We start from the raw sequence: 25030 nt of genomic DNA, 5'->3' as shown, positions 1-25030 counted from the left end.
CCACCCCCCGCGGCGTCACCTGGCACACCTAGCGACCACGCGCTGTCCTGAGGTGCGACGAAGGAGCCTCGAAGGGCTCAGCACCCGGCCCCCCACACGGACCGGGCCACAGGCACGCCCGCCTCCCGCCCAGACGGTCATCTGCCCCACCTCACGGGTGCGTGGTCGCGGTCTCCAGCAGCGCGGCGAGCTCGGGGGTCGCCGTCGCCACGAGGTCACCATTGCCCACCTCGTCGCGGTCGCACCCGATGCTCGCCCGGATCACCACGTCGGCGCCGCGGCCGTACCGCAGCACGAGGTCGTACTGCCGTGAGCCCTCGCCACAGTCAGGGACCTCGCCCGAGGCAGGTCGGGTGTCGAGCGTGGCGAGCTCCGTCAGCAGCTGCGCCCGCAGCCCGCTCTGGACGCCGAAGGTCCCGGCCGCCTCGTCGTCGGACCGACAGATCGCCACCCGGCTCGGCGTCCCGGGGACGAGCGCGGTCCGCCCTTCGTCCCGACCGTCGGCGATGGTCTCGCCGCACACTCGGCGGCGTCCGTGCGTGGGCTGCACCCAGGCCTGCTGGTCGACCGCCTCCGCAACGAGGTGCCCGATCCCGCCCCTGCCGCGGAAGCTGCCGTTGGAGGCCGGGATGCACCCGTTGGGCTCGTCGGTCACGGAGACCCACACTGCGGTCTCGTCGTACTCGAGACCGACGAGCTGCCGGGTGACGTCGCCGCCGGCCTCGGTGCACCCTTCTGCGTCCTCCGCGTGGACCGACGAGAGGTCCGTGGCCACCTGGGCGAGCCCGTCCTGCACCTCCCACGTGCTCGTCAGCGGGTTGGGCGCCGGGGTGATGTCGCTGTTGGGGCCGGCTGCGTAGCTGCAGACCAGGACCCGGGTCGGCGTGCGGCGCGGGGCCAGCGTGTCGTGGGGGTCGAAGCCCGACGGGCCGTGGACCCTCGGCAGGTCCGGGTCACCCGTGCGTCCGAGCAGCCCCGTCCACCCGCTCGGCACGTGCTCATCGCCCGTGTACGCCGCCGGGCACGTGAGCGGCACGGGCGATGGGTCCCCTCGCGACCCGGCCGGGACGACGACGGCCAGTCCCGCGGCGATCACGGCGCCGAGCAGCAGCGCCCGCCCTGTCCCCATCCCGTTCATCGCGTCATCCCCTCCCACCGTCCGGACCTCCAAGCCGCCAGCAGGTCGGTGCCGCAGCCCCGTGTCCGGACCCGGGCGACCGCACCCGCCCACACGACACCTCGCACGGTCGCTCCCTTCGTCATGGTCCTTGGACGCAGCGCGGGGAGCACGGGTTCCGCTACCTCGGGTAGACCTCGAGCAGGAGGGCGTGCTCGACCGCGGGGTCGGCCACGGCCTGGCCACCACCGCCGAGGATGCGGCCGAGCAGCTCGGGCGGCTTGGGGAACTCGTCGGGCAGCGCCGAGTTGTAGAGACGGTGCTCCTCGAGGGACTCGATCGCGTCGTCGAGGTGGCCGGTGACGTCGACGTAGTGGGTGGGCCGCTGGCTGCCGCCGATCGCGAGCATCTTGACGTTCCACGGCTCGAGCCCGTCGGCGACGAGCTCGGGGAAGATCCAGCGGTTGCCGGCATCGGCGACGGCGTCGACGGTCGCGAGACCGACCGCGCGGTGGTCGGCCTGGTTGAGGAACCCGCCGGCGAAGGCGATGTCGAAGGTCGTGCCGATGACGAGGTCGGGCCGGGCGCGCCGGATCGCCGCGGCGATGTCGCGGCGCAGCGGCAGACCGTACTCGACAACCCCGTCCTGGTGGTCGCCGAACTCGACCTGCTCGACGCCGACGACCGCGGCGCTCGCGCGCTCCTCGTCGGCGCGCGCGGGGGCGGCGTCGACCGGGTCCATGGTGTCGATGCCCGCCTCACCGCGGGTCAGGAGGAAGTAGCGCACCCGCTTGCCCGCCGCCGTCCACCTGGCGACCGCGGCGGCGGTGCCGTACTCGATGTCGTCGGGATGCGCGACGACGCACAGGACGGAGTCGAAGGTGTCTTCGTCGAGGACGGCCAGTTCGGGCTGCGTGCTCATGGCACTGACGCTAACGGGTCAGGCCACCGGGTCGGTACCCCCGCGCTGCTGCTGTCGCTCGTGCTCGGCGCGCGCCTGCTCCTGGTTGCGGCGCAGCTGCTCCTGCGCGGCGCGCATCGGGTCCAGCTTCGTCATCAGCTCGCGGCCGGCGTGCGCGTGCTTGTGCTCGGTGAGCACCTCGTAGCGGGAGGCGACGACCTGGCTGACCGAGGTGAAGTCCCGCTGGCCACCTGTCGAGCGGTACCCCAGCCACGCCCACACGGCCCCGAAGACGGCGCCCATGGCCATCGTCGAGAGCATGCGCACGAGGAGGCCTTCGCCCCCTTCGAACATCGCGAAGATCAGGCCGACGAAGACACCGATCCAGATGCCGGAGAGGACGCCGCCGAGCACGACCTTGCCCGATGTGAGCCGCCCGCGCACGCGCTCGACCTGCTTCAGGTCGGTGCCGACGATCATGACGTCCTGCACCGGGAACTCGTTGTCGGCCAGGTAGTCGACGGCCCGCTGCGCCTCGCGGTAGCTGTCGTACGTCCCCAGCGACATCGGGTAGTCGAGGCCGAGCTGGTTCTCGAGGAGGGCGGACATCTGCGGCTGGGTGCTCATGCCCCGATTGTCCCACCCCGGCGCGCGGCGGCATAATGGCCCACGACGGGACGAAGGGGGTCTGGCAGGGTGTCGAGACATGACCGGCCCGCAGCTGCTGCCCGCGACGACCCGACGACTGGACCGGATCACCGCCGTCCGCCAGGCCCGTGGGCGGATCCCCTCGCTCGTCACCGCCGTCGTCCGCGACGGCGCGCTCGTGCACGCCTGTGCGAGAGGCGGCTTCGCTCCCGACGTCGACCCGATGCAGGTGCAGTACCGCATCGGGTCGATCACCAAGACCTTCGTCGCGGTCGCCGTGATGCGGCTGCGCGACGCCGGTCGGCTCCGCCTGGACGATCCGGTCGGCGACCACGTGCCGGGGACCCCCTTCGCCGACCGGAGCATCGCCGCGCTGCTCACGCACACGGGAGGCATCGCTGCCGAACCTGCGGGCGCCTGGTGGGAGCGCTCCCCCGGCACCGACCGCGAGGGCTTGCGCGCAGCGATGGCCGGTGCGGCGCAGGAGCGGCCCGGGCGCTTCGTGCACTACTCCAACCTCGGCTTCGCGGTGCTCGGGGAGCTCGTCGAGCGGCTCACCGGTCGCGCGTGGCACGAGGTCGTCGCGGACGAGGTCCTCGCCCCGCTCGGCATGACCCGCACGGGGGCGGCCCCCGTGACGCCCTCCGCCACCGGGTACGCCGTCCACCCGCACGCCGACGTGCTCCTGAGCGAGGCCGTGCAGGACACCCGCGCGATGGGGCCGGCCGGCCAGCTCTGGTCGACGGTGCCCGACCTCGGCCGCTGGGCGGCCTTCGTCGCCGGCGACACCGGCGACGTCATATCGGCCGACTCGCTCGAGGAGATGTGCGAGCCGATCGCCCTGGCGACCGGGCCGGGCGACGGGAGGTCGCCAAGGGTCTCGGCTTCGAGACCTGGCGCGAGCGGGGGCGTCGGCTCGTCGGCCACGGCGGGTCGATGCCCGGCTTCCAGGCCGGCGTGCGCGTGCACCGGGAGACCCGCACCGGCCACGTCCTGCTGATGAACTGCACGACCCCCACCGCCGTGACCGACGTCGAGGACCCCTTCGACGTGCTCGACGCGTGCGAGCCCGTCCTGCCGGACGTCTGGACCCCGCAGGCGTCCGTCCCGGCCGACCTGCTCGCCCTCACCGGCACATGGTTCTGGGGCACCTCCGAGGGCACCCTGCGGGTGCTGCCGGACGGCAGGCTCCGGCTCGACCACGTCTCCGGGATGCTGCCGACGAGCGGCTTCCGCCCGGCGGGCGAGGACACGTGGGTCGGGCTGGCGGACTACTTCCGCGGGGAGACGATGCGCGTGGTGCGCGACGCGCAGGGCGACCCGACCCACCTCGACATCGGCACCTGGGTCCTCACCCGGCGCCCGTACGAGCCCGGCGCCGTCATCCCCGGAGGGATGGACGCGGGCGGCTGGCCGATCGCCTGAGACGCGTCACGGCCGGCCACCCCGAGGGGTGACCGGCCGTGGGGCGTGCGGACTCAGCCCTTGACGGGGTAGTCCTTGAGGATGCTCTTGCCGATGATCATCTTCTGGATCTCGGCGGTGCCCTCACCGATGAGCAGCATCGGGGCCTCACGGTAGATCCGCTCGATCTCGTACTCCTTGGAGTACCCGAAGCCACCGTGGATGCGGAAGGACTGGCCCACGACGTCGGCGCAGTACTCGGCCGCCATGTACTTGGCGATGCCGGCCTCGAGGTCGTTGCGCTCGCCCTTGTCCTTCAGGCGGGCGGCCTTGACCATCAGCTGGTGCGCGGCCTCGACCTTGCTCGCCATGTCGGCGATGCGGAAGAGGATCGCCTGGTGGTCGACGATCTTCTTGCCGAAGGTCTCGCGCTGCTGCGCGTAGGCGACACCGAGCTCGAAGGCGCGCATCGCCAGGCCGCAGGCGCGGGCGGCGACGTTGACGCGGCCGACCTCGACGCCGTCCATCATCTGGTAGAAGCCCTTGCCCGGCTCGCCACCGAGGATCTGGCCGGTCGAGGTCTTGTGGCCCTCGAGGATGAGCTCGGTCGTGTCGACGCCCTTGTAGCCCATCTTCTCGATCTTGCCGGGGACGGTGACGCCCTGGGCGGTCTCGCCGAAGCCCTCGGTCTTGTCGATGAGGAAGGTCGTCATGTTCTTGTGCGCACCGTCGTGACCGAGGTCGGTCTTGACGAGCACCGCGACGAGGTTGGCCGTGGAGCCGTTGGTCAGCCACATCTTCTGGCCGGTGATGGTCCACTCGTCACCCTCGCCCGGCACGGCCTTGGTCTTGATGCCGGCGACGTCGGACCCCAGGCCCGGCTCGCTCATCGAGAAGGCGCCGCGGATCTCGCCGGTGGCCATCTTGGGCAGGTAGTGCTGCTTCTGCTCCTCGGTGCCGTGCTTGAGGATCATGTACGCCACGATGAAGTGGGTGTTGATGATGCCGGAGACGGGCATCCAGCCGCGCGCGATCTCCTCGACGCACAGCGCGTAGGTCAGCAGGGACTCGCCGAGGCCACCGAACTCCTCGGGGATCATCAGGCCGAAGATCCCCATCTCCTTCATCTGGTCGACGATCTTCTGCGGGTACTCGTCGGCGTGCTCCAGCTCCTGGGCCACCGGGATAATCTGCTCGTCGACGAACTCCTTGACCAGGCCCAGCAGGTCGACCTGCTCCTCGGTCAGTCCGTCGGTCGTCTGCAGTCGTGACATGCGCGTGCTACCTCGTTGCGTCGGGGGAACAGGGATCTGCGCCAGTATCCCAGCACCTCGCCCGGGACGCCGTGGTGTCCATGGTGGGCTGGGCCACGTCGGTCGCCGCCCCCGAGGACGACGAAGGGGGGAGAGTCGCGGCTCTCCCCCCTTCGCCCGTGCGGGGTCAGTAGACCTTGACCACGCGCCCGTTCGGGGCGAGGTTCTTCCACCAGATGTAGTTGATGGCGCGGTTGCTCAGGCGGGCACAGCCGTGCGAGGCCGGGTAGCCCGGGATGGACGGGGACCCATGGATGGCGATGCCGCCGTTGAAGTAGATCGGGCGCCACAGCTCGCCGAGCGGGGCGATGCGCATGCCGTTGACCCGACGGTAGAAGCGGAAGGTACCCGACGGCGTGGTCGCGTAGAGGTAGCGGCCGGAGGCGGAGGACCAGTAGCGCTCGCCGTTGCCGGTGCTCGTGTTGAAGACCCACTGGGCCCAGCCCCAGCGGGCGACGATCTGCAGCTGGCGGGTCTTGTCGATCTCCCAGGCCGAGCGGGTGCGCGGGCGGGGGGTCCTCGGGTTGTAGATCGCCGCCCACGTGTCGGGGCCGACGATGCCGTCACGGCTCAGGCCGTGCGCCTTCTGCAGGGCCATGACGGCCTGCTGGGTCGTGTCGTCGAAGGCGCCGTTCGCCCGGCGCAGCCAGAAGCGCGCGGCGAGCAGGCGTCGCTGGATGTTCTGGACCCACCAGCCGGTGTCACCCTGGCGCAGCGTCCTGGGCCGAGCGGCGCGGGCGTCCTCCCCGGCGGTGACGACGAGCCCGCCGGCGACGGCGGTGGCGGCAGCGGCGCGGAAGAGGTCGCGGCGATCGAGCGAGATGCTGTCCATGGTTTCCCCCTGGATGAAGTGGGCGCTGGTACCGGCTCAGACGCCCGGGACGTCCGCTCGGTTGCGCGGTGGTGGAGGAAAACATAGCGCTCGCCGGCGTGGGAACCACAGGGTTTCCACACCGGCGAGCGCGTGTCGTGTCCGAGCCGTGACGGACCCGTCGCAGGATCAGCCGCGGGCGACGATGGCCTCGTGCGTCGCGAGGACGCGGTGGGCGATGTCGACGTGCAGGTTCTCGATCATCTTGCCGTTGAAGGTCACGACACCGATGCCGGCGCCGTCCTCCCAGGCCTGCAGGATGCCCTGCGCCTCCTCGACGGCCTCATGGCTCGGCGCGAAGGTGGCATTGCAGACCTCGACCTGACCGGGGTGGATCAGCGTCTTGCCGTCGAAGCCCATGTCGCGGCCCTGCTCGCACTCCGCGGTGAAGCCCTCGATGTCCTTGACCGCGTTGTACACGCCGTCGAGGACGGCGATGCCGGCCTCGCGGCCGGCGAGCAGCGCCAGCGACAGCGAGGTGACCAGGGGCGTGCGCCCGGGCACGTGCGCCGCCTGCAGCTCCTTGACCAGGTCGTTGGTGCCGAGGACGAAGGCGACGAGGCGGTCCGAGGCGTGCGCGATCTCGCGGGCGTTGAAGATGGCCGCGGGGGTCTCGATCATCGCCCAGAGCTTGGTGTGCTCGGGGGCGCCGGCGGCCTCCATCGCGGCGACGAGCTGTCGCACCTGGTCCGCGCTGTCGACCTTGGGCACGACGATGCCGTGCGGGCCGGCCTTCGACGCGGCGGCGATGTCCTCGTCGTGCCACTGGGTACCGATCCCGTTGACCCGGATCGTCAGCTCCCGGTCGCCGTACTCACCGGACTGCACCGCGGCGCAGGCGGCCTCGCGCGCGGCCGGCTTGTCGTCGGGACCGACCGCGTCCTCCAGGTCGAGGATGAGCGCGTCGACGGGCAGGGTCTTGGCCTTGTCCAGCGCGCGGGCGTTGGAACTCGGCATGTAGAGGACCGAGCGGCGGGGGGTGTAGGCGGTGTCGGCCACGGCTCAGGCCTCCGCGTAGAGCTTCGCGAGCTCCGGGTCGTTGGCGGACAGTCGCTCGGCGAGCTCGAGGATCACCATGCACTGCTTGTAGCTGGCGTCGTCCTCCATCTTGCCGTCGAGCATCACGGCGCCGCCGCCGCTCGGCATGGCCTCCTTGACCCGGCGTGCGTGCGCGACGTCCTCCGCGGAGGGGCTGAAGACCTTCTTGGCGATGTCGATCTGCACCGGGTGCAGGCTCCACGCGCCGACACAGCCGAGGAGGAAGGCGTTGCGGAACTGGTCCTCGCAGGCCACGACGTCCTTGATGTCGCCGAAGGGGCCGTAGAAGGGGAAGATCCCGTGCGTCGCGCAGGCGTCGACCATCCGCGCGATCGTGTAGTGCCACAGGTCCTGCTGGAAGACGGCGCGCTGGCCCTGGTAGTCGGGCGTCCCGTCGTCACCACGGGTCGGGTCCTGGCGGACGAGGTAGCCCGGGTGGCCGCCACCGACGCGGGTGGTCTTCATCCGGCGGTCGGCGGCGAGGTCGGCCGGACCGAGCGAGATGCCCTGCATGCGCGGGCTCGCGCCCGCGATCGCCTCGACGTTGGCGACGCCGCGCGCGGTCTCGAGGATCGCGTGGACGAGGATCGGGCGCTGGACGCCCCCCTTCGCCTCGAGCTGCGCGAGGAGACGGTCGACGTAGTGGATGTCCTCGGGGCCCTGGACCTTGGGGACCATGATGACGTCGAGCTTGTCGCCGATCTCGGTGACGAGCGTCGTGAGGTCGTCGAGGACCCACGGGCTGTCGAGGGAGTTGACGCGGGTCCACAGCTGCGTGTGCTCGCCGAAGTCGGTGTCCCGGGCGATCTTCACGAGACCGAGGCGGGCCGCCTCCTTCTTCTCCGCGACGACGGCGTCCTCGAGGTTGCCGAGGAGCACGTCCGAGACGCCGACCATGGCCGGGATCTTGGCGGCCATCTTCTCGTTGCTCGGGTCGAAGAAGTGGATCATCCGGCTGGGTCGCGCCGGGACCTCGCGGACCGGGGCGGGCGCCCCGACGGCGAGGGGGGCGAAGAAGTCCTTGGCGCTGCGCATGGGCTGGCTCGAGTCCTCTCAGGGTGGCGAAGGGGGATCCCGCGCAACCTAGCAGCGCACCCGGGCCGCGGTTCATGACGCACGTCACCCGGACGCGCCTAGGGTGTGGGGCATGTCCGAGGTCAACCTCTCCGCGCTCACGACCGAGGCGCTGTCGAAGTCCGGCGTCCTCTGGCTGCGCCTCGCCGGCGGCGAGCGCCTGACGTGGTTCGCGACGGGGTCCGACGACCTCGACGGTCACGTCCTGCTCGTCTCCGGCGGCGCCGAGGCCGACCTCGGCCCGATCCCGGAGCAGGTCGAGGTCGTCCTGCGCAGCAAGGGCGACGGCGGCCGCCTGCTCACGCTGCGCGCCCGCGCGCAGACCCTCCCGCCCGACAACCCGTGGTGGGAGCCGGCGACGACCGCCCTCCTCGGTGAGCGCCTCAACGCCCCGGCCGACCTGCTCGACCGCTGGCGGGAGTCGTCCACGGTGTGGCTCCTCTCCCCCTTCGGCGCCCCGGTGCAGGCCCCCGGCCAGCCGGGCGAAGGGGGTCGCGCCGCCGCTCCCGTCACCGCCGGCGAGGCCGCCACGCGGGTGCGCCGACCGTGGCACCTCGGCGGTCGCGGCGCGCGTCGCGGCTGACGGGCGGGCGCGGGACGCGCCGTTAGGCTGTGGGTCGTGAGTGCTCCCACCCGTTTCTACGTCGCGCGACTGGCGAGCCTCAACGTCTTCGACCCCCTCGGTGACCAGGTCGGCCGGGTGCGCGACGTCGTCGTCAGCTTCTCCCCCTCGCGCCGACCCAGGGTCATCGGCCTCGTCGTCGAGGTGCCCGGTCGCCGGCGCGTCTTCGTGCCCATGACCCGGGTGACCTCCGTCGAGGGCGGCCAGGTCATCACGACCGGCCTGGTCAACATGCGCCGCTTCGAGCAGCGGGCCACCGAGACGCTCGTGCTCGCCGACCTGCTCGAGCGGCCGGTCACGGTGCGCACCGACGACGGCGAGGTCGAGGCGACGGTCGAGGACATCGGTGTCGAGCAGTCGGCGAGCCGCAGCTGGTCGGTCACCAAGGTCTTCGTGCGGGCCGGTCGGCAGGCCCGCCGGGGGCTGCTCGTGCGCCGTCGTGGCGAGACCTTCACCGTGCCGGTCGAGGACGTCACCGGCCTGTCCGCGTCGGTGAGTGCCGCGGAGCACTCGGCCGTCAAGCTCCTGGAGTCGGTGGAGGACCTCAAGGTCGCCGACCTCGCCGAGGTCATCGCCGACCTGGCGCCCGAGCGGCGCGAGGCGGTCATCGCCGCGCTCGACAACGACCGGCTCGCCGACGTCCTGCAGGAGATGGGCGACGACGACCAGGCCGAGATCCTCCGGCTGCTCACCCAGTCCCGCGCCGCGGACGTCCTCGAGGCCATGGACCCCGATGACGCGGCGGACCTGCTCTCGGTCCTGCCGCCGGAGCGCATGGAGACGCTGCTGCAGCTCATGCAGCCCGACGACGCCGAGCCGCTGCGGCGCCTGCTCAGCTACGACGAGAACACCGCCGGTGGTCTCATGACGACCGAGCCGGTCGTGCTCGCGCCCGAGGACACCGTCGCCGAGGCGCTCGCCGTCGTGCGACGCGAGGAGACCACCGCGGCGCTGGCGGCGACCGTGTACGTCTGCCGCCCCCCGCTCGAGACGCCGACCGGCAAGTACCTCGGCATGATCCACATCCAGCGCCTGCTGCGCGAGCCGCCCCACGAGAGCATCGGGCGCTACCTCGACAAGGCGATCGACCCCCTTCGCCCCGAGGCCCCGCTCGGTCAGGTGACCCGCACGCTCGCGACGTACAACCTCATCTCGGCGCCCGTCGTGGACGAGGGCGAGCACCTGCTCGGCGCGGTGACGGTCGACGACGTCCTCGACCACATCCTCCCCGAGGACTGGCGTGAGGAGCGGCACGAGGTGACCGATGACTGAGCGCAACGAGCGCCGCCAGAGCCGCGTCGACACCCCGCAGGAGGTGCGGCGCCGGCTCATCCAGCGACCGTCGGCCTTCTCGAGCGAGTCCTTCGGCGTCATCTCGGAGAAGTTCGCGCGGTTCATGGGCACGCCGCGCTTCCTCATCTGGATGTCGCTCTTCGTCGTCGTCTGGCTGGCGTGGAACACCTTCGCCCCGCAGGCCGCGCAGTTCGACCCCCGGGCGCTCAACTACACGCTGCTCACGCTCATCCTGTCGCTCCAGGCCTCCTACGCGGCGCCGCTGATCCTCCTCGCGCAGAACCGGCAGGACGACCGCGACCGGGTGGCGCTGGAGCAGGACCGGGTGCAGGCCGAGCGGGCGCTCGCCGACACCGAGTACCTGACGCGCGAGGTCGCGGCCCTGCGCATCGCCCTGCGCGACGCCGCGACCCGCGACTTCATCCGCGGCGAGCTGCGCGACCTGCTCGAGGAGCTGGAGCGCAAGGGCGTCGAGCGACATGACGGCGGCCCGGACGGACGGCTCGACTCCCCGCGCGAGCGCTGAGCGCGGCGCACACCCGGCGGGGTACCGCATTCGGAGCCGTGCCACGGCCGATCTACCATGGGCCAATGGCCTCGACCCACCCCACGATCACCGACGAGCAGCTGCGTGACGCGCTGAGCACCGTCATCGACCCCGAGATCCGTCGCCCGATCACCGAGCTCGGCATGGTCGAGACGGCCGCGGTCGACGCCGACGGCCTCGCCTCCGCGACCATCCTGCTGACCGTCTCGGGGTGCCCGATGAAGGACACCCTGACGACCGACACGACCACGGCGCTCGCCGCCATCGAGGGCGTCACCGACGTCAAGGTCACGCTCGGGGTGATGAACGACGAGCAGCGTGCCGAGCTCAAGACCCACCTGCGCGGTGGCCAGGCGGAGAAGGAGATCCCCTTCGCCAAGCCCGGCTCGCTGACGCGCGTCTACGCGATCGCCTCCGGCAAGGGCGGCGTCGGCAAGTCCTCGATCACCGCCAACCTCGCCGCCGCGCTCGCCGCCGAGGGCCTCAAGGTGGGTGTCGTCGACGCGGACATCTACGGGTTCTCCATCCCGCGCATGCTCGGCGTGACGCACGCCCCGACGCAGGTCGACGACATGATCCTGCCGCCCATCGCCTCGGACGTGAAGGTCATCTCGATCGGCATGTTCGTCCCCGGCAACCAGCCGGTCGTCTGGCGCGGCCCGATGCTGCACCGCGCGCTGCAGCAGTTCCTCGGCGACGTCTTCTGGGGCGACCTCGACGTCCTCCTGCTCGACCTGCCGCCGGGCACGGGTGACATCGCCATCTCGATCGCGCAGCTCATCCCCAACAGCGAGATCCTCGTCGTGACGACCCCGCAGCAGGCCGCCGCCGAGGTCGCCGAGCGCGCCGGGTCCATCGCCATGCAGACCCACCAGCGCCTCGTCGGCGTCATCGAGAACATGTCCTGGCTCGAGCTGCCCGACGGCTCGCGCCAGGAGCTCTTCGGCTCCGGTGGCGGCCAGGCCGTCGCCGACTCGCTGACCCGGACCGTCGGCGCCGACGTCCCCCTCCTCGGCCAGATCCCGCTCGACGTCTCGCTGCGCGAGGGCTCCGACAACGGCGAGCCGACCGTGCTGTCCAACCCCGACGGCCCCGCGGCGGTGGCGCTGCGCGGGATCGCCCGCGGTCTGGCGACCCGCTCCCGCGGCCTCGCCGGCCGCAGCCTCGGCCTGACCCCGATGGGTCGCTGACACCCGGCAGCACGACGAAGGGGGCGAGGAGACCGGGTCTCCTCGCCCCCTTCCCTCTGCATTGCCTTAGGGGAATGCACGCGAACGGTCGAGAACCCTGCATTGCCCTAGGGGAATGCAGACGAACGGTCGATCAGGTCGCGTCGCGGTCCCAGGGGGTGCCGGTGGCGAGGGGCGCGGCCAGCCCCGCGCGCGGTTCGGCGGTCGCCGCGGGCTCGTCGTCGACCGAGAAGGCGTCGCGGGTCGAGAAGGCGTCGTCGAGCGGCTCGAGGAGGGCCTGCTTGACGATGCGTCGGGGGTCGTACTGGCGCGGGTCGTACTGGCGCCAGTCGAGGTCCTCGTACTCGGGCCCCATCTGCTCCTTGAGCTGGACCTTGGCGTCGTTGGCCATGCGCCGGGCCCTGACGACGAGGCGGGCCAGCTTGGCCGCGTACTCCGGCAGCTGCTTGGGTCCGAGGATGATGAAGGCGAGCAGGATGAGGACGAGGAACTCGGTCCCGTGCACGGGCATCGCTAGTTCTCCTTCGCGGCTTCGAGCGTCATCGACAGCTCCTGCTCGGAGCCGTCCCTGAGGACCTTGAGGGTGACCTCGTCGCCGACGGCCTTGGCCCTGATCCGCACGATCAGCTGCTCGAGGTCCGTGATGCGACGACCGTCGAGCTCGGTGATGACGTCGCCCGGCTCGATGCCCGCGCGGTCGGCGGGCCCGTCGGGGACGACGGCCGCGCCGGAGTCGACGTCGGCGTCCTCGAGGACCTTGGCGCCCTGGCCCGTGTAGCGACGGTCGAGGCTGACCCCGATGATCGGGTGCTCGGCCCTGCCGGTCGCGATCAGCTGGTCGACGGTGCGCACGACGACGTCGGAGGGGATCGCGAAACCGACGCCGATCGACCCGGTGGCCTGCTGCTGGCCGGGCACCTGGGCGATGGCGGTGTTCACCCCGATGACATGTCCCCGGTCGTCCAGGAGCGGCCCGCCGGAGTTGCCGGGGTTGATCGCGGCGTCGGTCTGGATCGCGGAGATGAAGGACTCGTCCCCCGCCTCCCCCGCGGTCACCGGCCGCTCGAGCGCGGAGACGATGCCGGCGGTGACCGTCGACCCCAGACCCAGCGGGGAGCCCACGGCGACGACCTCGTCGCCGACGACCACGTCCTCGGAGGTGCCGATCTCGAGGGCCTCCAGCCCGTCGGGGTCGACCTCGAGGACGGCCAGGTCGTAGGAGCTGTCGCGACCGACCACCTCGGCCGCCCGGCGGCTGCCGTCGGGCAGCTCGATGCTCACCTTGCCGGAGTCGCCGGCCGCAGCGACGACGTGGTTGTTGGTGACGACGTGCCCGCGGTCGTCGTAGACCCAGCCCGAGCCGGTCCCGCCGCCGCCCGCACCGCTGACGCGCACGGTCGCGACGCTCGGCACCGCGTCGGCCGCGATGTCGGCGACCGAGCCGTCGGCGCGCCGGGTCGGGTCGTCCCCGCGCGTGACGATCGTCGGTCCACCGCCACCCTCAGCCGCGAGGAGTCCGCCGCCGATGCCCCCGACGCCGCCGGCGAGCAGCGCGGCTGCCGCAGTCATCGCGAGCGCGCCACCCCAGCCGGGTCCGCGGCGAGGGGTTGCGGGCGCCTGCTGCGGGGACGCGAACGGGGCCGGCGCGGGCTGCTGGTGGGACGCGAAGCTCTCGTACGGCAGGTACGGACCCGGCTCGACGGGCTGCGTGCGGGGCCCCGGCTCCCCCGCGCCGGTGACCGGCACGGGTTCGGTGGGAGGCTGGCCGTCGGGACGCGGCTCCTCGCCGGGCTGCGGAGAGCTCATGGCCTTGATTGTGCCTTGTCGGACGAAGGGGGCGTCACAGGGTCCCGGTGACCGGTCGGGCCATCGGGAAGCCGGACCCGCCACGACGACGGCTCTCGGTCCGCGTCGTGGGCTTCGGGGCGCGGTGCTCGAGGCTCTCCCGCAGCAGGGCGCGGCCGCGGTGGATGCGGGAGCGGACGGTGCCGAGCTTGATGTCGAGCGCCTCGGCGACCTCGTCGTAGGTCAGCCCCTCGATGTCGCACAGCACGACCGCGGCGCGGAACTGCGGCGGCAGGGCGTCCAGGGCGCGCTGCACGTCGCCGTCGAGGTGGTGGGCGAGCACGATCTGCTCGGGGCTGGCCGTGCCGCTGTGGAGCCGGGCCGCGAACTCGTCGGTCAGGGCGTCGAAGCGGATGCGCTGCTTGCGCCGGGCCTTGTCGAGGAAGAGGTTGGTCGTGATGCGGTGCAGCCAGCCCTCGAAGGTGCCGGGTGTGTAGCCGTCAAGCGAGCGGAAGACCCGGAGGAAGACGTCGTGGGTGAGGTCCTCGGCGTCGTGGACGTCGCCGGTGAGGCGGTACGCGAGGCGGTAGACCCGCTCGCTGTGCTGCTCGACCACCTCGCCCCACGTCGGCGGGACCCATCCCTCGACGGGCGCGGGCGCGGTGCTGGCGGTCGCTTCGCTGGTCACCCACACCACTCTGGGCGCCCAACCTGAAGGAAGTCTGTGACGTCGTCCGCGACTAGGGTGGACTCCCATGACCGCTGCCCAGCTCACCAGCCTTGCCTATGCCGAGCAGTTCGTCCCCGAGGACGAGACCCTCGAGTCCGCCCGTCGCACGGGGACCGAGCTCGGCGCGGTGCCGATCGGCACGGGCGGGGGCGCCGCCCTTCGCCTCCTCGCGGCCGCGTCCGGGGCGCGGCACGTGGTCGAGATCGGGACCGGCGCGGGCACGTCCGGTCTGTGGCTCCTCGACGGGATGCCCGAGGACGGGGTGCTCACCTCGATCGAGATCGAGCCCGAGCACGTCATGCGGGCCAAGCGCTCCTTCACCGCCGCCGGCTACGCCGCGCACCGCACCCGCGTCATCACCGGCCGTGCGCTCGACGTGCTGCCGCGGATGAACGACGCGTCCTACGACCTCGTGCACATCGACGCCGACAAGGAGGGCTACCCGGCCTACGTCGAGCACGCCGTGCGGCTGCTGCGCCCCGGCGGGGTCCTCGCGATGGACAACATGCTCTGGCACGACAAGGTGGCCGACCCGGCCGCCCGGGACGCGACGACGGTGCTGCTGCGGGACCTCGGCAAGCAGCTGCGCGACGACGACCGGCTCGTCGTCAGCCTGCTGCCGGTGGGCGACGGCCTGCTGACGGCCGTCAAGCGCGCGGGCTGACGGCTCAGACGCTGCCGGGGCCGGGCCCGCGGCGGAACTGCGCCGGGCCCTCGGCGATGGCCACGACCTCGAAGGGCGTGATCTCGATCGGCGCGGAGCCGATGATCCTGGTGCCGGCCGAGTCCGGGGCGGTGGCCGTGAACTCCGCGCAGAAGTCGTCGCGGTCCTTGGCGGCGTCGAAGACGTAGGTGCCCTCGAACCACTCGCCCTCGCGCATGCGCCAGGTCTTGAAGGCCAGCCCGTCGAGGAACATGAAGCTGGCCATCGAGGTCCCGACGACATACTCCCGCAGTTGCTCGGCGACGTCACCGGGCGCCTCGGTCAGCGACCAGCGCACGGCGAGTCCGTATCCAGCGTTCATCAGATCCCCTCAGGCTGCTCCAGCCAGGTCAACAGTGTCCGGGCACCGTAACCAGTGGCGCCGACGCTCAGCAGACCCGTGTCATCATCCGAACGCCCGGGACCGGCGATGTCGAGGTGGGCCCAGCGGCGCTCCCCCACGAACTCCTGGAGGAAGAGGGCCGCGGTGACCGCACCGACCTTGCCCGGCGCGTTGTCGAGGTCGGCGACGTCGCTGCGCAGGTACGCGCGGTACTCCTCGTGCAGCGGCAGTCGCCAGTACGGCTCGCCGGTCGCCGCGCCGGCGGCCGACAGCTCCTCGGCGAGCGCGTCGTCCGGGGTGAAGAGGGCGGCCATGCTCCGCGCAAGCGCCACGCGCGCCGCGCCGGTGAGCGTCGCGACGTCGACGAGCACGTCGGGCTCGAGGTGGTCGTCCGCGTAGGCGAGCGCGTCGGCCAGCACGATGCGGCCCTCGGCGTCGGTGTTGGTCACCTCGACCGTGCGGCGCCCGCCGTACGGGGCGATGACATCGCTCGGCCGGTAGGAGGCCTCACCGAAGGCGTTCTCCGCCAAGGGCAGCAGGACGCTCAGGTGCACCGGCAGGTCGAGGCGGGCGACCGCGTCGATGACCGACAGGACGACCGCCGAGCCGGACATGTCGGTGCGCATCGAGACCATGCCCGCAGCGGGCTTGACGTTGATGCCACCGGTGTCGAACGTGATGCCCTTGCCGACGAGGACGACGTGCGGGGACTCCCCCTTCGTCCCGTGGGTGAGGCGCACCAGGCGCGGCGGACGCACCGAGCCGCCGCCCACGGCCAGCAGCCCGCCGAAACCCTCTGCGGCGAGCCGCTGCTCGTCCCACACCTCGATCTCGAGGCCACGCCGCTCGGCCACCTCACGGGCCCGCTCGACCATCCACTGCGGGTCCTTGAGGTTGGACGGCGTGTTGGCGAGGTTGCGCGCGACGAGGCTCGCGGAGGTCACGGCCACGACGTGGTCGACGTCGAGCGCGGCGCCGTCGGTGACGAGCACCGTCGCGGCCGCGGGCTGCAGGCCCGGCACGGGTCCCTCCGGGCCCCGTCTGGCGGAGCGGTACCCGCCGAGGACGAGGCCCTCGACGAGCGGGCGCAGGTCGTCGGCGGCGACCGCGACGACGACCCGGCCGAGGTCGGCACCGGCCCGTCCGGCGCGGGCACCCAGGCGTCGCAGCGCGTCCCGGTCCGCGGGGGTCGCCACCCCGGCCACCCGGGCGATGGAGCGGGAGGCGTCCGGCCGGATGAGCTCGACGAGGTCGTCGGCGTCGACGAGCAGGCCCGCTGCGCCGTCCGGCAGCGCGACGCCCGCGTCGGCGAGGGCGGACAGGTGGGCCGCGTCGACGACGAGGAGGTCGATCCCCCCTTCGCCCGTGGCGTCGGCGAGCGCTGCGGCGAGGTCCGGCGCGGTCGTCAGGTCGGTCGTGGGCGGGGACAGCAGATCGGTCTCGGGCACCCCCCGACCCTACCCACCCGGGCATGCGGGAGCCCCCGGGCGCTCGACGCCCGGGGGCTCCTCGTCGGGACTACTTCTGCAGGCCCTCGCAGTTGTCGATGGCCTCGCCGAGGGCGAGCACCTCGTCCGGCTTCATCTCGACGACGAGCCGGCCACCGCCCTCGAGCGGCATGCGCAGGACGATCCCGCGGCCCTCCTTGACGACCTCGAGAGGACCGTCCCCCGTGCGTGGCTTCATTGCCGCCATGTGCGTTCCCTTCGATCTCCACCGGTCGGAGCCTCACCCCGACCGGACGACGCCCTCGCGTCGACGCTGAGCGCCATTATCCACCTGTGGGCTGCCGGGCTCCTAATCAGGCCCCTTGCAGCACACCGCGGCCCGCCACGGGTCACGGCGGGGTGACGTGCCACGGCACGTACGGCAGCAGACCGCTGGACCAGGCGAGGACACCGGCCGCGAGCACCACGACGACCAGCGCGGCCCGGCGGCGCCAGTGCCGCACGACCCGGCCGCCGGACGAGGTGCGCACGACCACCGAGGCGAGCAGGGCGGCGAGGGGGAAGTCCAGCAGGAGGAAGCGCCACATGCTCGTGATCGGCCGCACGACCGCGAAGAGGTAGAGCGGGTAGACGAGCGCCCACATCCGCACCTCGATCGGGATCCACGCGCCGTGGCGACCGACGACGAGCGCGAGGTACGTCCCGACGAGCGCGACCATGACGATCACCGCGAGGAGCCCGCGCTGCTCCCAGGCCCAGCTGAACCAGAGGACGAAGGGGCCCTGGTCCGGGCGCTGCCCCCAGGCGGCCTGCACCTGGAAGAAGGCGTCCGGCAGCCCCGACAGGTACCCGACCGTGAGCGGCCAGGCGACGCCGGAGATCCCGGTCGCGAGCACCATGACCGCGATCCGGGTGCGGTCGTGGGCGAAGGGGGCCGAGCCGCTCTCCCGGTCCTCGCGCCAGCGCAGCCACAGGTGGGCGAGGACCGCGAGCCCGAGCGGCGCGGCGACGCCGCGGGTGAAGCCGAGCAGCAGGGCGATGGCGGCCACGGTGAGGTAGCGGCCGCGCATGAGCATGAGGAGGGCGCCGGCGATGAGCGCGGCCGCGAGGGCCTCGGTGTACGGCAGGAGCATGACGCCCGTGGCCGGGTAGAAGCACCAGAGGGCGGTCGCGACGAAGGCGAGCCGTTCGCGGGCCGGCTGGCTCGCGGCGTGCCCGGGGAAGCTCAGGACCTTCCACACCAGCACCGTCGCGGCGGCGCCGAGGGCGAGGTTGAGCACGACGGCCGACGCGGTGAAGCCCAGTCCCGTGAGCATGACCAGGCGCACGAGCGCCGGGAAGAGCGGGAAGAAGGCCCAGGCGCTGTAGGTGATCGAGCCCGTCTCCGGGTCGGCCGGCAGCGGGATCGGGTAGCCGTCGGTGACGATCCGTCGGTACCACTCGGTGTCCCACAGGCGGAACATGTCGGCCAGGCCCGGGTCGAGGTGGCCGACGCCGGCGGGCGACTGGTAGTAGCTCGCCGCGACCCAGATGCCGAGCAGCGCGACGGCCCGGCTCAGGGCGTAGATGACGAGCAGCGAGCGGACCGGGTGGGCCAGGGCGACCCGGGCCAGCTCGGAGCGGCCCGCGGAGGTGCGCCACCGGGCGGGGCGGGGGGCGCCCCCTTCGCCCGTGGTGGCGGGGTCAGTCGCGGGGCGGGTCGTCATGACGGCGCTGGACGTCCTCGAGCTCGGCGAGGCGCTGCTGGAGCCGGTCCAGGACGTCGTCCACCTGGTCCATCCGGTAACCCCGCAGTGCCGTGTCGAAACGGACGAGGTCGATGTCGGGCGCGGAGACCGGGTCCGACGGCAGACCGTGGTGCGGGGTCGAGCGGACCGGCTCGGCCATCGGGTCCGGGGTGAAGCGACCCGTGACGACGGCCGCGAGGGCGACGACGACGAGGAGCGCGACGAGGATGAAGAAGATCCAGACCACGGCTACTCCGGCTGCTTCGCCGGCTCGGGACGTACCCGGGCGGACTCGCGCACGAGGTACTCGACGGCCTCGGCGAGGTCATCGGTCACGTGGAGGCGGTCGATGTCCTCGGCGCTGATCATGCCCCCGTCGAGGACGGAGCCGCGCAGCCAGTCGATGAGCCCGCCCCAGTACGCGGTGCCGACGAGGATGATCGGGAAGCTCGTCACCTTGCCCGTCTGCGCGAGCGTCACGGCCTCGAAGACCTCGTCGAGGGTGCCGAAGCCGCCCGGGAGCACGACGAAGCCCTCGCTGTACTTGACGAACATCGTCTTGCGGGCGAAGAAGTAGCGGAAGTTGATGCCGAGGTCGCAGTAGGGGTTCAGACCGGCCTCGAAGGGCAGCTCGATGCCCAGGCCCACGCTCGTGCCGCCCGCCTCGCGGGCACCGCGGTTGGCGGCCTCCATGGCGCCGGGACCGCCACCGGTGATGACGGCGTAGCCGGCCTCGGCCACGAGGCGACCGAGCTCGATGCCCTGGACGTAGTCCGCGGAGCCGGGCGCGGTGCGCGCGCTGCCGAAGATGCTCACAGCCGGCCCGAGCTCGGCGAGCGCGCCGAAGCCCTCGACGAACTCGGCCTGGATGCGCATGACGCGCCAGGGGTCGGTGTGCAGCCAGTCGGCGTGGCCGCGGTCGTCCAGCAGCCGCTGGTCGGTCGTCGACTTGGGCACCTGACGGCCGCGCATGACGACGGGCCCCTTGTGGTACCACCGGTCGCTGGCGGGCTGCTTCCCCTGATCCGTCACGGTCGCGACCCTACGCGAGCCAGCGGAGCACGGCCGCCTCCGCCGTCGTGATCTGCTCGACGGGGCAGCGCTCCTCGTCGTGGTGGGCGAGGTTGGGGTCACCCGGCCCGAAGTTGACCGCTGGGATGCCGAGCGCGCTGAACCGCGCGACGTCGGTCCAGCCCTCCTTGGGCCCGACGGGCACGTCGAGCGCGGCGACGAAGGCCTGCGCGGCCGGCAGGTCGAGCCCGGGACGCGCCCCCTCCGCGACGTCGCGCAGGTGCAGCTCGCGCCCGGGCAGGACGGTCTGCACGTAGGCGAGGGCGGCCTCGGCGTCCTTGTCCGGTGAGAAGCGGTAGTTGACCAGGACGCTGCACGAGTCCGGGATGACGTTGCCGGCGATGCCACCGGAGATGCCGACGGCCTGCAGGGCCTCGTGGTAGTCGAGGCCGTCGACGGTCACGGTCTGCTCCTCGTGCGCGGCGAGCGCGGCGAGGACCTCGTGGGCGTCGTGGATCGCGTTGTGGCCGTTCCACGGGCGGGCCGAGTGCGCGGCGATCCCCTTGGTGACGACCTCGACCCGCATGGTCCCCTTGCACCCTCCCTCGACCATGGCGTTGGTCGGCTCGAGGAGGACGGCGAAGTCTGCGGCGAGCAGCTGCGGGTCGGACTCCGCGAGCAGCTGCAGACCGTTGTACACCGCGTCGACCTCCTCGGCCTCGTAGAAGAGGAAGGTGACGTCGCGGCTCGGCTCCTCGACGAGGGCGGCCTTGAGCTGGACGGCGACGCCGCCCTTCATGTCCACGGTCCCGCGGCCCCAGAGGACGTCGACACCGCCGACGCTCTCGCGGCGGGTCGGCAGGTTGGCCGGGTCGCTCGTCAGCGGCACGGTGTCGATGTGCCCGGCGAGCACGACCCGCTCGTCGCGGTCGAGGTCGGTGCGCGCGATGACGGTGTTGCCCCGGCGGATCACCTCGAGATGACGAAGGGGGGTCAGCGCCGCCTCGATCGCGTCGGCGATCGCGGCCTCGTCGTGGCTGACGGACTCGATGTCGCACAGCTGCTGGGTGAGGGTGACGACGTCGGCGGTGAGATCCAGGCTCGGCATGGTCGCCAGCCTAGGCACCCGGGGTCGTCTCCGTCCCTTCGGTCCTGACTCGTCCCGTGGATCACCTGCCGCGTGCACCCCGGCGTCAGAGCGACCCTGCTCCGGAGCCGACCAGCCATCCAAGGTACGAGTCAGGGGTGAAGTGCCGGGCGAACCTCGATACCCGTGGCCGTCCACAGGGCCGACCCCCGGCGGTGCGCTGCCCACAGGTCCACGACGGCGACGTCACGCGCGTGGCGTCGGACCCACGATGGGCCATGGACGAAGAACGCCACGACGACCCTCTGATCATCGATGACTCCGGCGACCAGGTGATCTGCCCCGTGCCGTGTGCGACCTGCGACGAGCTCGGCCCGGGCGGGTGCGAGGACTGCTTGGACTGCCTCCTGTGGCCAGAGCTGCCTCCACCTCGAGATCGGTCCTACCCAGACCTGCCCGGCCGCACGTCGCCTCTGCGCACGCAGGCCCTGCAGGCCCGACGGACCGCACTCGACATCGGGGCCCGGATCGGCCTCGTCAGCCGACGGCACCGGCGGCTGGAGCGCCTGAGCCAGCGCGCGCTGGCCGACGCCCTGGGCTGGAGCCAGCCGAGCCTCAATCGAGCCGAGCGCCACGGCGCCAGTCTGAGCGTGCACAAGATCGAGAGCCTGCTGCGGCACGCCGGGTTCCGTCTGGCGATCGTGCCGGTCGGCACGGACACCGAGCCGGGGCACGGCGAGGATCCGGACGAGACGTGGGGCACCGTGGAGCTGTTGGCCCGCGACGCCCGGGGTCGGCGGCTCCCGCCGCACGGCGAGGTCACCTGGAACAGCGAGAGCGACCGCGGTCTGGTCCCCGGCGACGTCGAGCAGGAGCCCGAGTGGACCTGGCGGCGGCCGCGGTGAGGGTTTCGTAGGATTCGCCCCATGACGACGACGCGCGCAGCCTGGGGCCACGGAGTGGCCACCGTGACGACCGACGGCACCATCCTCGACACCTGGTACCCCGAGCCGGTCCTCGGGGAGGCACCGGAGGCCACGCAGGTCCCGCCGGAGCTGCTCTCCCTCGCCGGCGAGGACGAGGCCCGCGGTGTGCGCACCGAGGTCGTCACCGTCGCCATCGACCTCGACGCCGCCCCCGAGGGTGCGTCCGACGCCTACCTGCGCCTGCACCTGCTCTCGCACCGGCTCGTCGCGCCCAACACGATCAACCTCGACGGCCTCTTCGGCCAGCTGAGCAATGTCGTGTGGACCAACCACGGCCCGTGCGCGGTCGAGGGTTTCGAGTCCACTCGTGCCCGCCTGCGCGCCCGCGGCCCGGTCCAGGTGAGCAGCATCGACAAGTTCCCCCGGCTCACCGACTACGTCACGCCCTCCGGCGTGCGCATCGGCGACGCCGACCGGGTGCGCCTCGGCGCGCACCTCGCGTCCGGCACGACGGTCATGCACGAGGGCTTCGTCAACTTCAACGCCGGCACGCTCGGCACTTCCATGGTCGAGGGCCGGATCAGCCAGGGCGTCGTCGTCGGCGACGGCTCCGACATCGGTGGCGGTGCGTCGACGATGGGCACCCTCTCGGGCGGCGGCACCCAGCGCGTCTCGATCGGTGAGCGCTGCCTCGTCGGCGCCGAGGCCGGTGTGGGCATCGCCCTCGGCGACGACTGCGTCGTCGAGGCCGGTCTGTACGTCACGGCGGGCACCAAGGTCACGCTGCCCGACGGCTCGGTCGTCAAGGCCGCCGAGCTCTCCGGCCGCGACGGCCTGCTCTTCGTGCGCAACTCGGTCACCGGCACCGTCGAGGCCCGTGACCGCACGGGCCACGGCATCGCGCTCAACGACGCGCTGCACGCCAACGACTGACGGTGGCCCGGACCGCGCACCCACCGCTGGACGAGGACCGAGCCCCCCGGTGGCCGGTCGTCGTCGCGGCCGTATGCGTCCTCGCCCTGCTGGCGGGGGTCGGCGCCTGGTACGCCCGGGACCGGATCGGCCTCTTCCTCGGTGAGCAGTGCCGCGCGACCGCGCTCGAGCAGAGCGTGAGCTTCGCGCCGGACCAGATGCACCACGCGAGCACGATCGTGCTGCTCGGCGTCAAGCGCGGCCTGCCCGCGCGCGCCGGCACGATCGGCGTCGCGACCGCGATCCAGGAGAGCAAGCTGCGCAACCTCTCCTACGGCGACCGCGACTCGGTCGGCCTCTTCCAGCAGCGGCCCAGCCAGGGCTGGGGGACGCCGGAGCAGCTGCAGGACCCGGTGTACGCCACCACCGCCTTCTACGACGCGCTCGTCAAGGTCGACGGCTGGGAGGGCATGGTCATCACCGAGATCGCCCAGGAGGTCCAGCGCAGCGGGTACCCGCAGGCCTACGCGGACCACGAGCACGAGGGCCGCACCATCGCCTCGGCGATGAGCGGCCACTCCCCCGAGGGCTTCGTCTGCCGCCTCGACGGACCGACGGCCGCGGGGCGTCCCGACACCTTCATCCGGGCCCTGTCCGAGGAGACCGGTCAGAGCGGCACCGCCGACGGCCGGACGGTCACGATCGCCGCGACCGACGAGCGCCATGCCTGGGCGGTCGGCGCCTGGTCGGTCGGTCAGGCCAAGGCCCGCAACGTCGTGAGCGTGCAGGTCGGTGCCCGCACGTGGACCCGAGGTGCCGGCGAGGACGCCATGGGGTGGTCGGACGCCGACGAGCCCGTCCCTGCCGGGCGTGTCGTCGTCCGCCTCCACGAGGGCTGAGCGGGTCCGCACGCGCGTCGGCCCCCTTCGCCCGAAGACGAAGGGGGCCGGACGCGCGCCGACAAAGGTCAGCGCTTGTCGATGCCGAGGTAGTCGCGCTCGGTGGGGCCGGTGTAGATCTGGCGCGGACGGCCGATCTTGGTGTCCTTGTCCTCGATCATCTCGCGCCACTGGGCGATCCAGCCCGGGAGGCGGCCGATGGCGAAGAGGACGGTGAACATCTTCGGCTGGAAGCCCATGGCCGTGTAGATCAGGCCGGTGTAGAAGTCCACGTTCGGGTAGAGCTTGCGCTCGACGAAGTAGTCGTCGGCGAGGGCGATCTCCTCGAGCTTCATGGCGATCTCGAGCTGCTCGTTGCCGCCCATCTTCTCGAGGATGGTGTGCGCGGTGTCCTTGACGATGGCCGCGCGCGGGTCGTAGCTCTTGTAGACCCGGTGGCCGAAGCCCATGAGGCGGACGCCGTCCTCCTTGTTCTTCACCTTCTTCATGAAGTCCTCGGCGCCGTGGTCGGCCGCCTGGATCTGCTGGAGCATCTCGAGGACGGCCTGGTTGGCGCCACCGTGCAGCGGCCCGGAGAGGGCGTGGATGCCGGCGGAGACGGAGTTGAAGAGGTTGGCGTGGGCCGAGCCGACGAGGCGCACGGTCGAGGTCGAGCAGTTCTGCTCGTGGTCGGCGTGCAGGATGAACAGCTGGTCGAGCGCGCGCACGAGCTCGGGGTCGAGCTCGTAGGGCTCGGCCGGGAAGCCGAAGGTCATCCGCAGGAAGTTCTCGGTGAGGCTCAGCGAGTTGTCCGGGTACAGGAAGGGCTGCCCGACGCTCTTCTTGTGCGCGTACGCGGCGATCGTCGGCAGCTTCGCGAGGAGGCGGATCGTGGAGATCTCGACCTGCTCGGGGTCGAAGGGGTCGAGGCTGTCCTGGTAGAAGGTGCCCAGCGCGGAGACCGCGGAGGACAGCACCGGCATCGGGTGGGCGTCGCGCGGAAAGCCGTTGAAGAAGGCCTTGAGGTCCTCGTGGAGCATCGTGTGGCGCGAGATGCGCTCCTCGAAGGCACCCAGCTGGTCGGCCGTCGGCAGCTCGCCGTAGATCAGCAGGTAGGCGACCTCGACGAAGGTGGAGGACGCGGCGAGCTGGTCGATGGGGTACCCGCGGTAGCGCAGGATGCCGGCGTCGCCGTCGATGTAGGTGATGTCGCTCTTGCAGGAGGCGGTGTTGACGAACCCGACGTCGAGCGTGACGTTGCCGGTCTCCTTGAGCAGGCTGGAGATGTTGTAGCCGTCATTGCCCTCGGAGGCCTCGACGAGCGGGAACGTCAGGTCCTTGCCCGCGGCGGAGAAGGTGGCGTCAGCGGTCATGAGGTATCTGCCCTTCGGTCGTGCCGTGCCGCGGAGGCGATGGCCCCGGGCATGCGGTTTCACGTCCGAAACTACCCCAGCGACGGCAC

General features: G+C 72.1%; 28 protein-coding genes. 10 read left to right on the top strand and 18 right to left on the bottom strand.

Features of this window, described 5'->3' with window-relative positions:
* Positions 1-151 precede the first annotated feature (151 nt).
* The 3 genes from ABC138_RS06980 to ABC138_RS06970 all read right to left on the bottom strand — a co-directional run bounded on the left by ABC138_RS06980 (position 152) and on the right by ABC138_RS06970 (position 2645).
* Entirely contained in the window at positions 152-1138 is a 987-nt protein-coding gene (locus ABC138_RS06980) for a hypothetical protein (RefSeq protein ID WP_345913109.1), read from the bottom strand.
* 160 nt (positions 1139-1298) lie between these two features.
* Positions 1299-2039 carry a PIG-L deacetylase family protein gene (locus ABC138_RS06975; RefSeq protein WP_068422896.1) on the bottom strand — a complete coding sequence of 247 codons (741 nt, stop codon included), beginning with the start codon at positions 2037-2039 and terminating at the stop codon, positions 1299-1301.
* An 18-nt stretch (positions 2040-2057) separates the two neighbouring features.
* Positions 2058-2645, bottom strand: a complete 588-nt coding sequence (locus ABC138_RS06970; protein WP_345913108.1) for a general stress protein — start codon at positions 2643-2645, stop codon at positions 2058-2060.
* A gap of 79 nt (positions 2646-2724) precedes the next feature.
* On the opposite strand from ABC138_RS06970, the gene ABC138_RS06965 reads away from it, so the two are divergent.
* Together ABC138_RS06965 and ABC138_RS06960 are read left to right on the top strand one after the other, a co-directional pair.
* Complete coding sequence (locus tag ABC138_RS06965; RefSeq protein ID WP_218005581.1) at positions 2725-3666, top strand: serine hydrolase domain-containing protein; 942 nt, start codon at positions 2725-2727, stop codon at positions 3664-3666.
* Positions 3603-4091, top strand: a complete 489-nt coding sequence (locus tag ABC138_RS06960) for a hypothetical protein (RefSeq protein ID WP_218005582.1) — start codon at positions 3603-3605, stop codon at positions 4089-4091. The genes ABC138_RS06965 and ABC138_RS06960 overlap by 64 nt, the downstream gene beginning before the upstream one ends.
* Before the next feature lie 53 nt (positions 4092-4144).
* Here the strand turns inward: ABC138_RS06960 and ABC138_RS06955 are convergent, their stop codons facing one another.
* The 4 genes from ABC138_RS06955 to ABC138_RS06940 all read right to left on the bottom strand — a co-directional run bounded on the left by ABC138_RS06955 (position 4145) and on the right by ABC138_RS06940 (position 8327).
* The gene (locus ABC138_RS06955) at positions 4145-5344 is read right to left on the bottom strand and encodes an acyl-CoA dehydrogenase family protein (RefSeq protein ID WP_068325713.1); all 1200 of its coding nucleotides are present in this window, start codon (positions 5342-5344) and stop codon (positions 4145-4147) included.
* Positions 5345-5510: 166 nt separating this feature from the next.
* Complete coding sequence (locus ABC138_RS06950) at positions 5511-6215, bottom strand: L,D-transpeptidase family protein (RefSeq protein ID WP_068325715.1); 705 nt, start codon at positions 6213-6215, stop codon at positions 5511-5513.
* Between the two features lie 168 nt (positions 6216-6383).
* Positions 6384-7253, bottom strand: coding sequence for a CoA ester lyase (locus ABC138_RS06945; protein ID WP_082817073.1), 870 nt, complete (start codon positions 7251-7253; stop codon positions 6384-6386).
* 3 nt (positions 7254-7256) lie between these two features.
* Positions 7257-8327: a CoA ester lyase gene (locus tag ABC138_RS06940; protein WP_338538581.1), complete on the bottom strand. Its 1071-nt coding sequence runs from the start codon at positions 8325-8327 to the stop codon at positions 7257-7259.
* A 112-nt stretch (positions 8328-8439) separates the two neighbouring features.
* Here ABC138_RS06940 and ABC138_RS06935 point away from each other — a divergent pair, with 112 nt between their 5' ends.
* The 4 genes from ABC138_RS06935 (at position 8440) to ABC138_RS06920 (ending at position 12018) form a co-directional block, all read left to right on the top strand.
* Entirely contained in the window at positions 8440-8949 is a 510-nt protein-coding gene (locus ABC138_RS06935; RefSeq protein ID WP_345913107.1) for a hypothetical protein, read from the top strand.
* 36 nt (positions 8950-8985) lie between these two features.
* Entirely contained in the window at positions 8986-10260 is a 1275-nt protein-coding gene (locus tag ABC138_RS06930) for a CBS domain-containing protein (protein ID WP_068325720.1), read from the top strand.
* Positions 10253-10807 (top strand): DUF1003 domain-containing protein, encoded by a 555-nt coding sequence (locus ABC138_RS06925; protein WP_345913106.1) that lies wholly within the window; start codon positions 10253-10255, stop codon positions 10805-10807. The genes ABC138_RS06930 and ABC138_RS06925 overlap by 8 nt, the downstream gene beginning before the upstream one ends.
* Before the next feature lie 65 nt (positions 10808-10872).
* A complete protein-coding gene (locus tag ABC138_RS06920; RefSeq protein WP_345913105.1) occupies positions 10873-12018 on the top strand; it encodes a P-loop NTPase in 1146 nt (381 codons plus the stop codon).
* Between the two features lie 133 nt (positions 12019-12151).
* On the opposite strand, the gene ABC138_RS06915 is transcribed toward ABC138_RS06920, so the two are convergent.
* The 3 genes from ABC138_RS06915 to sigE are packed head-to-tail and all read right to left on the bottom strand — an operon-like array spanning position 12152 to position 14491.
* Positions 12152-12529, bottom strand: a complete 378-nt coding sequence (locus tag ABC138_RS06915; protein WP_338538584.1) for a hypothetical protein — start codon at positions 12527-12529, stop codon at positions 12152-12154.
* A gap of 2 nt (positions 12530-12531) precedes the next feature.
* Positions 12532-13824 (bottom strand): trypsin-like peptidase domain-containing protein, encoded by a 1293-nt coding sequence (locus ABC138_RS06910; RefSeq protein ID WP_345913104.1) that lies wholly within the window; start codon positions 13822-13824, stop codon positions 12532-12534.
* A gap of 34 nt (positions 13825-13858) precedes the next feature.
* On the bottom strand, positions 13859-14491 hold the full coding sequence (gene sigE / locus ABC138_RS06905; RefSeq protein ID WP_338538586.1) for an RNA polymerase sigma factor SigE: 633 nt from the start codon (positions 14489-14491) through the stop codon (positions 13859-13861).
* Between the two features lie 67 nt (positions 14492-14558).
* Between sigE and ABC138_RS06900 the strand changes: the two genes are divergently transcribed.
* Positions 14559-15197: an O-methyltransferase gene (locus ABC138_RS06900; protein ID WP_338538587.1), complete on the top strand. Its 639-nt coding sequence runs from the start codon at positions 14559-14561 to the stop codon at positions 15195-15197.
* A 4-nt stretch (positions 15198-15201) separates the two neighbouring features.
* Here ABC138_RS06900 and ABC138_RS06895 read toward each other — a convergent pair whose 3' ends face one another.
* From ABC138_RS06895 to dapE, 7 genes are all read right to left on the bottom strand, one after another.
* Positions 15202-15558: a hypothetical protein gene (locus tag ABC138_RS06895; protein ID WP_068422924.1), complete on the bottom strand. Its 357-nt coding sequence runs from the start codon at positions 15556-15558 to the stop codon at positions 15202-15204.
* Complete coding sequence (locus ABC138_RS06890; protein WP_345913103.1) at positions 15558-17027, bottom strand: leucyl aminopeptidase family protein; 1470 nt, start codon at positions 17025-17027, stop codon at positions 15558-15560. The genes ABC138_RS06895 and ABC138_RS06890 overlap by 1 nt, the downstream gene beginning before the upstream one ends.
* Before the next feature lie 70 nt (positions 17028-17097).
* Positions 17098-17274, bottom strand: a complete 177-nt coding sequence (locus tag ABC138_RS06885; protein WP_007923758.1) for a DUF3117 domain-containing protein — start codon at positions 17272-17274, stop codon at positions 17098-17100.
* A gap of 142 nt (positions 17275-17416) precedes the next feature.
* Positions 17417-18733 (bottom strand): hypothetical protein, encoded by a 1317-nt coding sequence (locus ABC138_RS06880; RefSeq protein ID WP_338538588.1) that lies wholly within the window; start codon positions 18731-18733, stop codon positions 17417-17419.
* Positions 18711-19001 (bottom strand): DivIVA domain-containing protein, encoded by a 291-nt coding sequence (locus ABC138_RS06875; protein ID WP_068325737.1) that lies wholly within the window; start codon positions 18999-19001, stop codon positions 18711-18713. The genes ABC138_RS06880 and ABC138_RS06875 overlap by 23 nt, the downstream gene beginning before the upstream one ends.
* Positions 19002-19003: 2 nt before the next feature.
* Positions 19004-19786 (bottom strand): TIGR00730 family Rossman fold protein, encoded by a 783-nt coding sequence (locus ABC138_RS06870; protein WP_068422931.1) that lies wholly within the window; start codon positions 19784-19786, stop codon positions 19004-19006.
* 10 nt (positions 19787-19796) lie between these two features.
* Positions 19797-20873, bottom strand: a complete 1077-nt coding sequence (dapE, locus tag ABC138_RS06865) for a succinyl-diaminopimelate desuccinylase (RefSeq protein ID WP_345913102.1) — start codon at positions 20871-20873, stop codon at positions 19797-19799.
* Between the two features lie 257 nt (positions 20874-21130).
* On the opposite strand from dapE, the gene ABC138_RS06860 reads away from it, so the two are divergent.
* The 3 genes from ABC138_RS06860 to ABC138_RS06850 are packed head-to-tail and all read left to right on the top strand — an operon-like array spanning position 21131 to position 23589.
* Entirely contained in the window at positions 21131-21757 is a 627-nt protein-coding gene (locus ABC138_RS06860) for a helix-turn-helix transcriptional regulator (protein WP_068325743.1), read from the top strand.
* Between the two features lie 21 nt (positions 21758-21778).
* Entirely contained in the window at positions 21779-22711 is a 933-nt protein-coding gene (gene dapD / locus ABC138_RS06855; protein ID WP_068325747.1) for a 2,3,4,5-tetrahydropyridine-2,6-dicarboxylate N-succinyltransferase, read from the top strand.
* 2 nt (positions 22712-22713) lie between these two features.
* A complete protein-coding gene (locus tag ABC138_RS06850) occupies positions 22714-23589 on the top strand; it encodes a hypothetical protein (RefSeq protein WP_345913101.1) in 876 nt (291 codons plus the stop codon).
* A 68-nt stretch (positions 23590-23657) separates the two neighbouring features.
* On the opposite strand, the gene ABC138_RS06845 is transcribed toward ABC138_RS06850, so the two are convergent.
* Complete coding sequence (locus ABC138_RS06845; protein ID WP_068325750.1) at positions 23658-24941, bottom strand: citrate synthase; 1284 nt, start codon at positions 24939-24941, stop codon at positions 23658-23660.
* Positions 24942-25030 lie beyond the last annotated feature (89 nt).

This window comes from Janibacter sp. LM, assembly GCF_039631275.1.
In the GTDB taxonomy this organism is placed as follows: Bacteria; Actinomycetota; Actinomycetes; order Actinomycetales; family Dermatophilaceae; genus Janibacter; species Janibacter terrae.
This window is presented reverse-complemented; position numbering and strand designations above follow the sequence as displayed.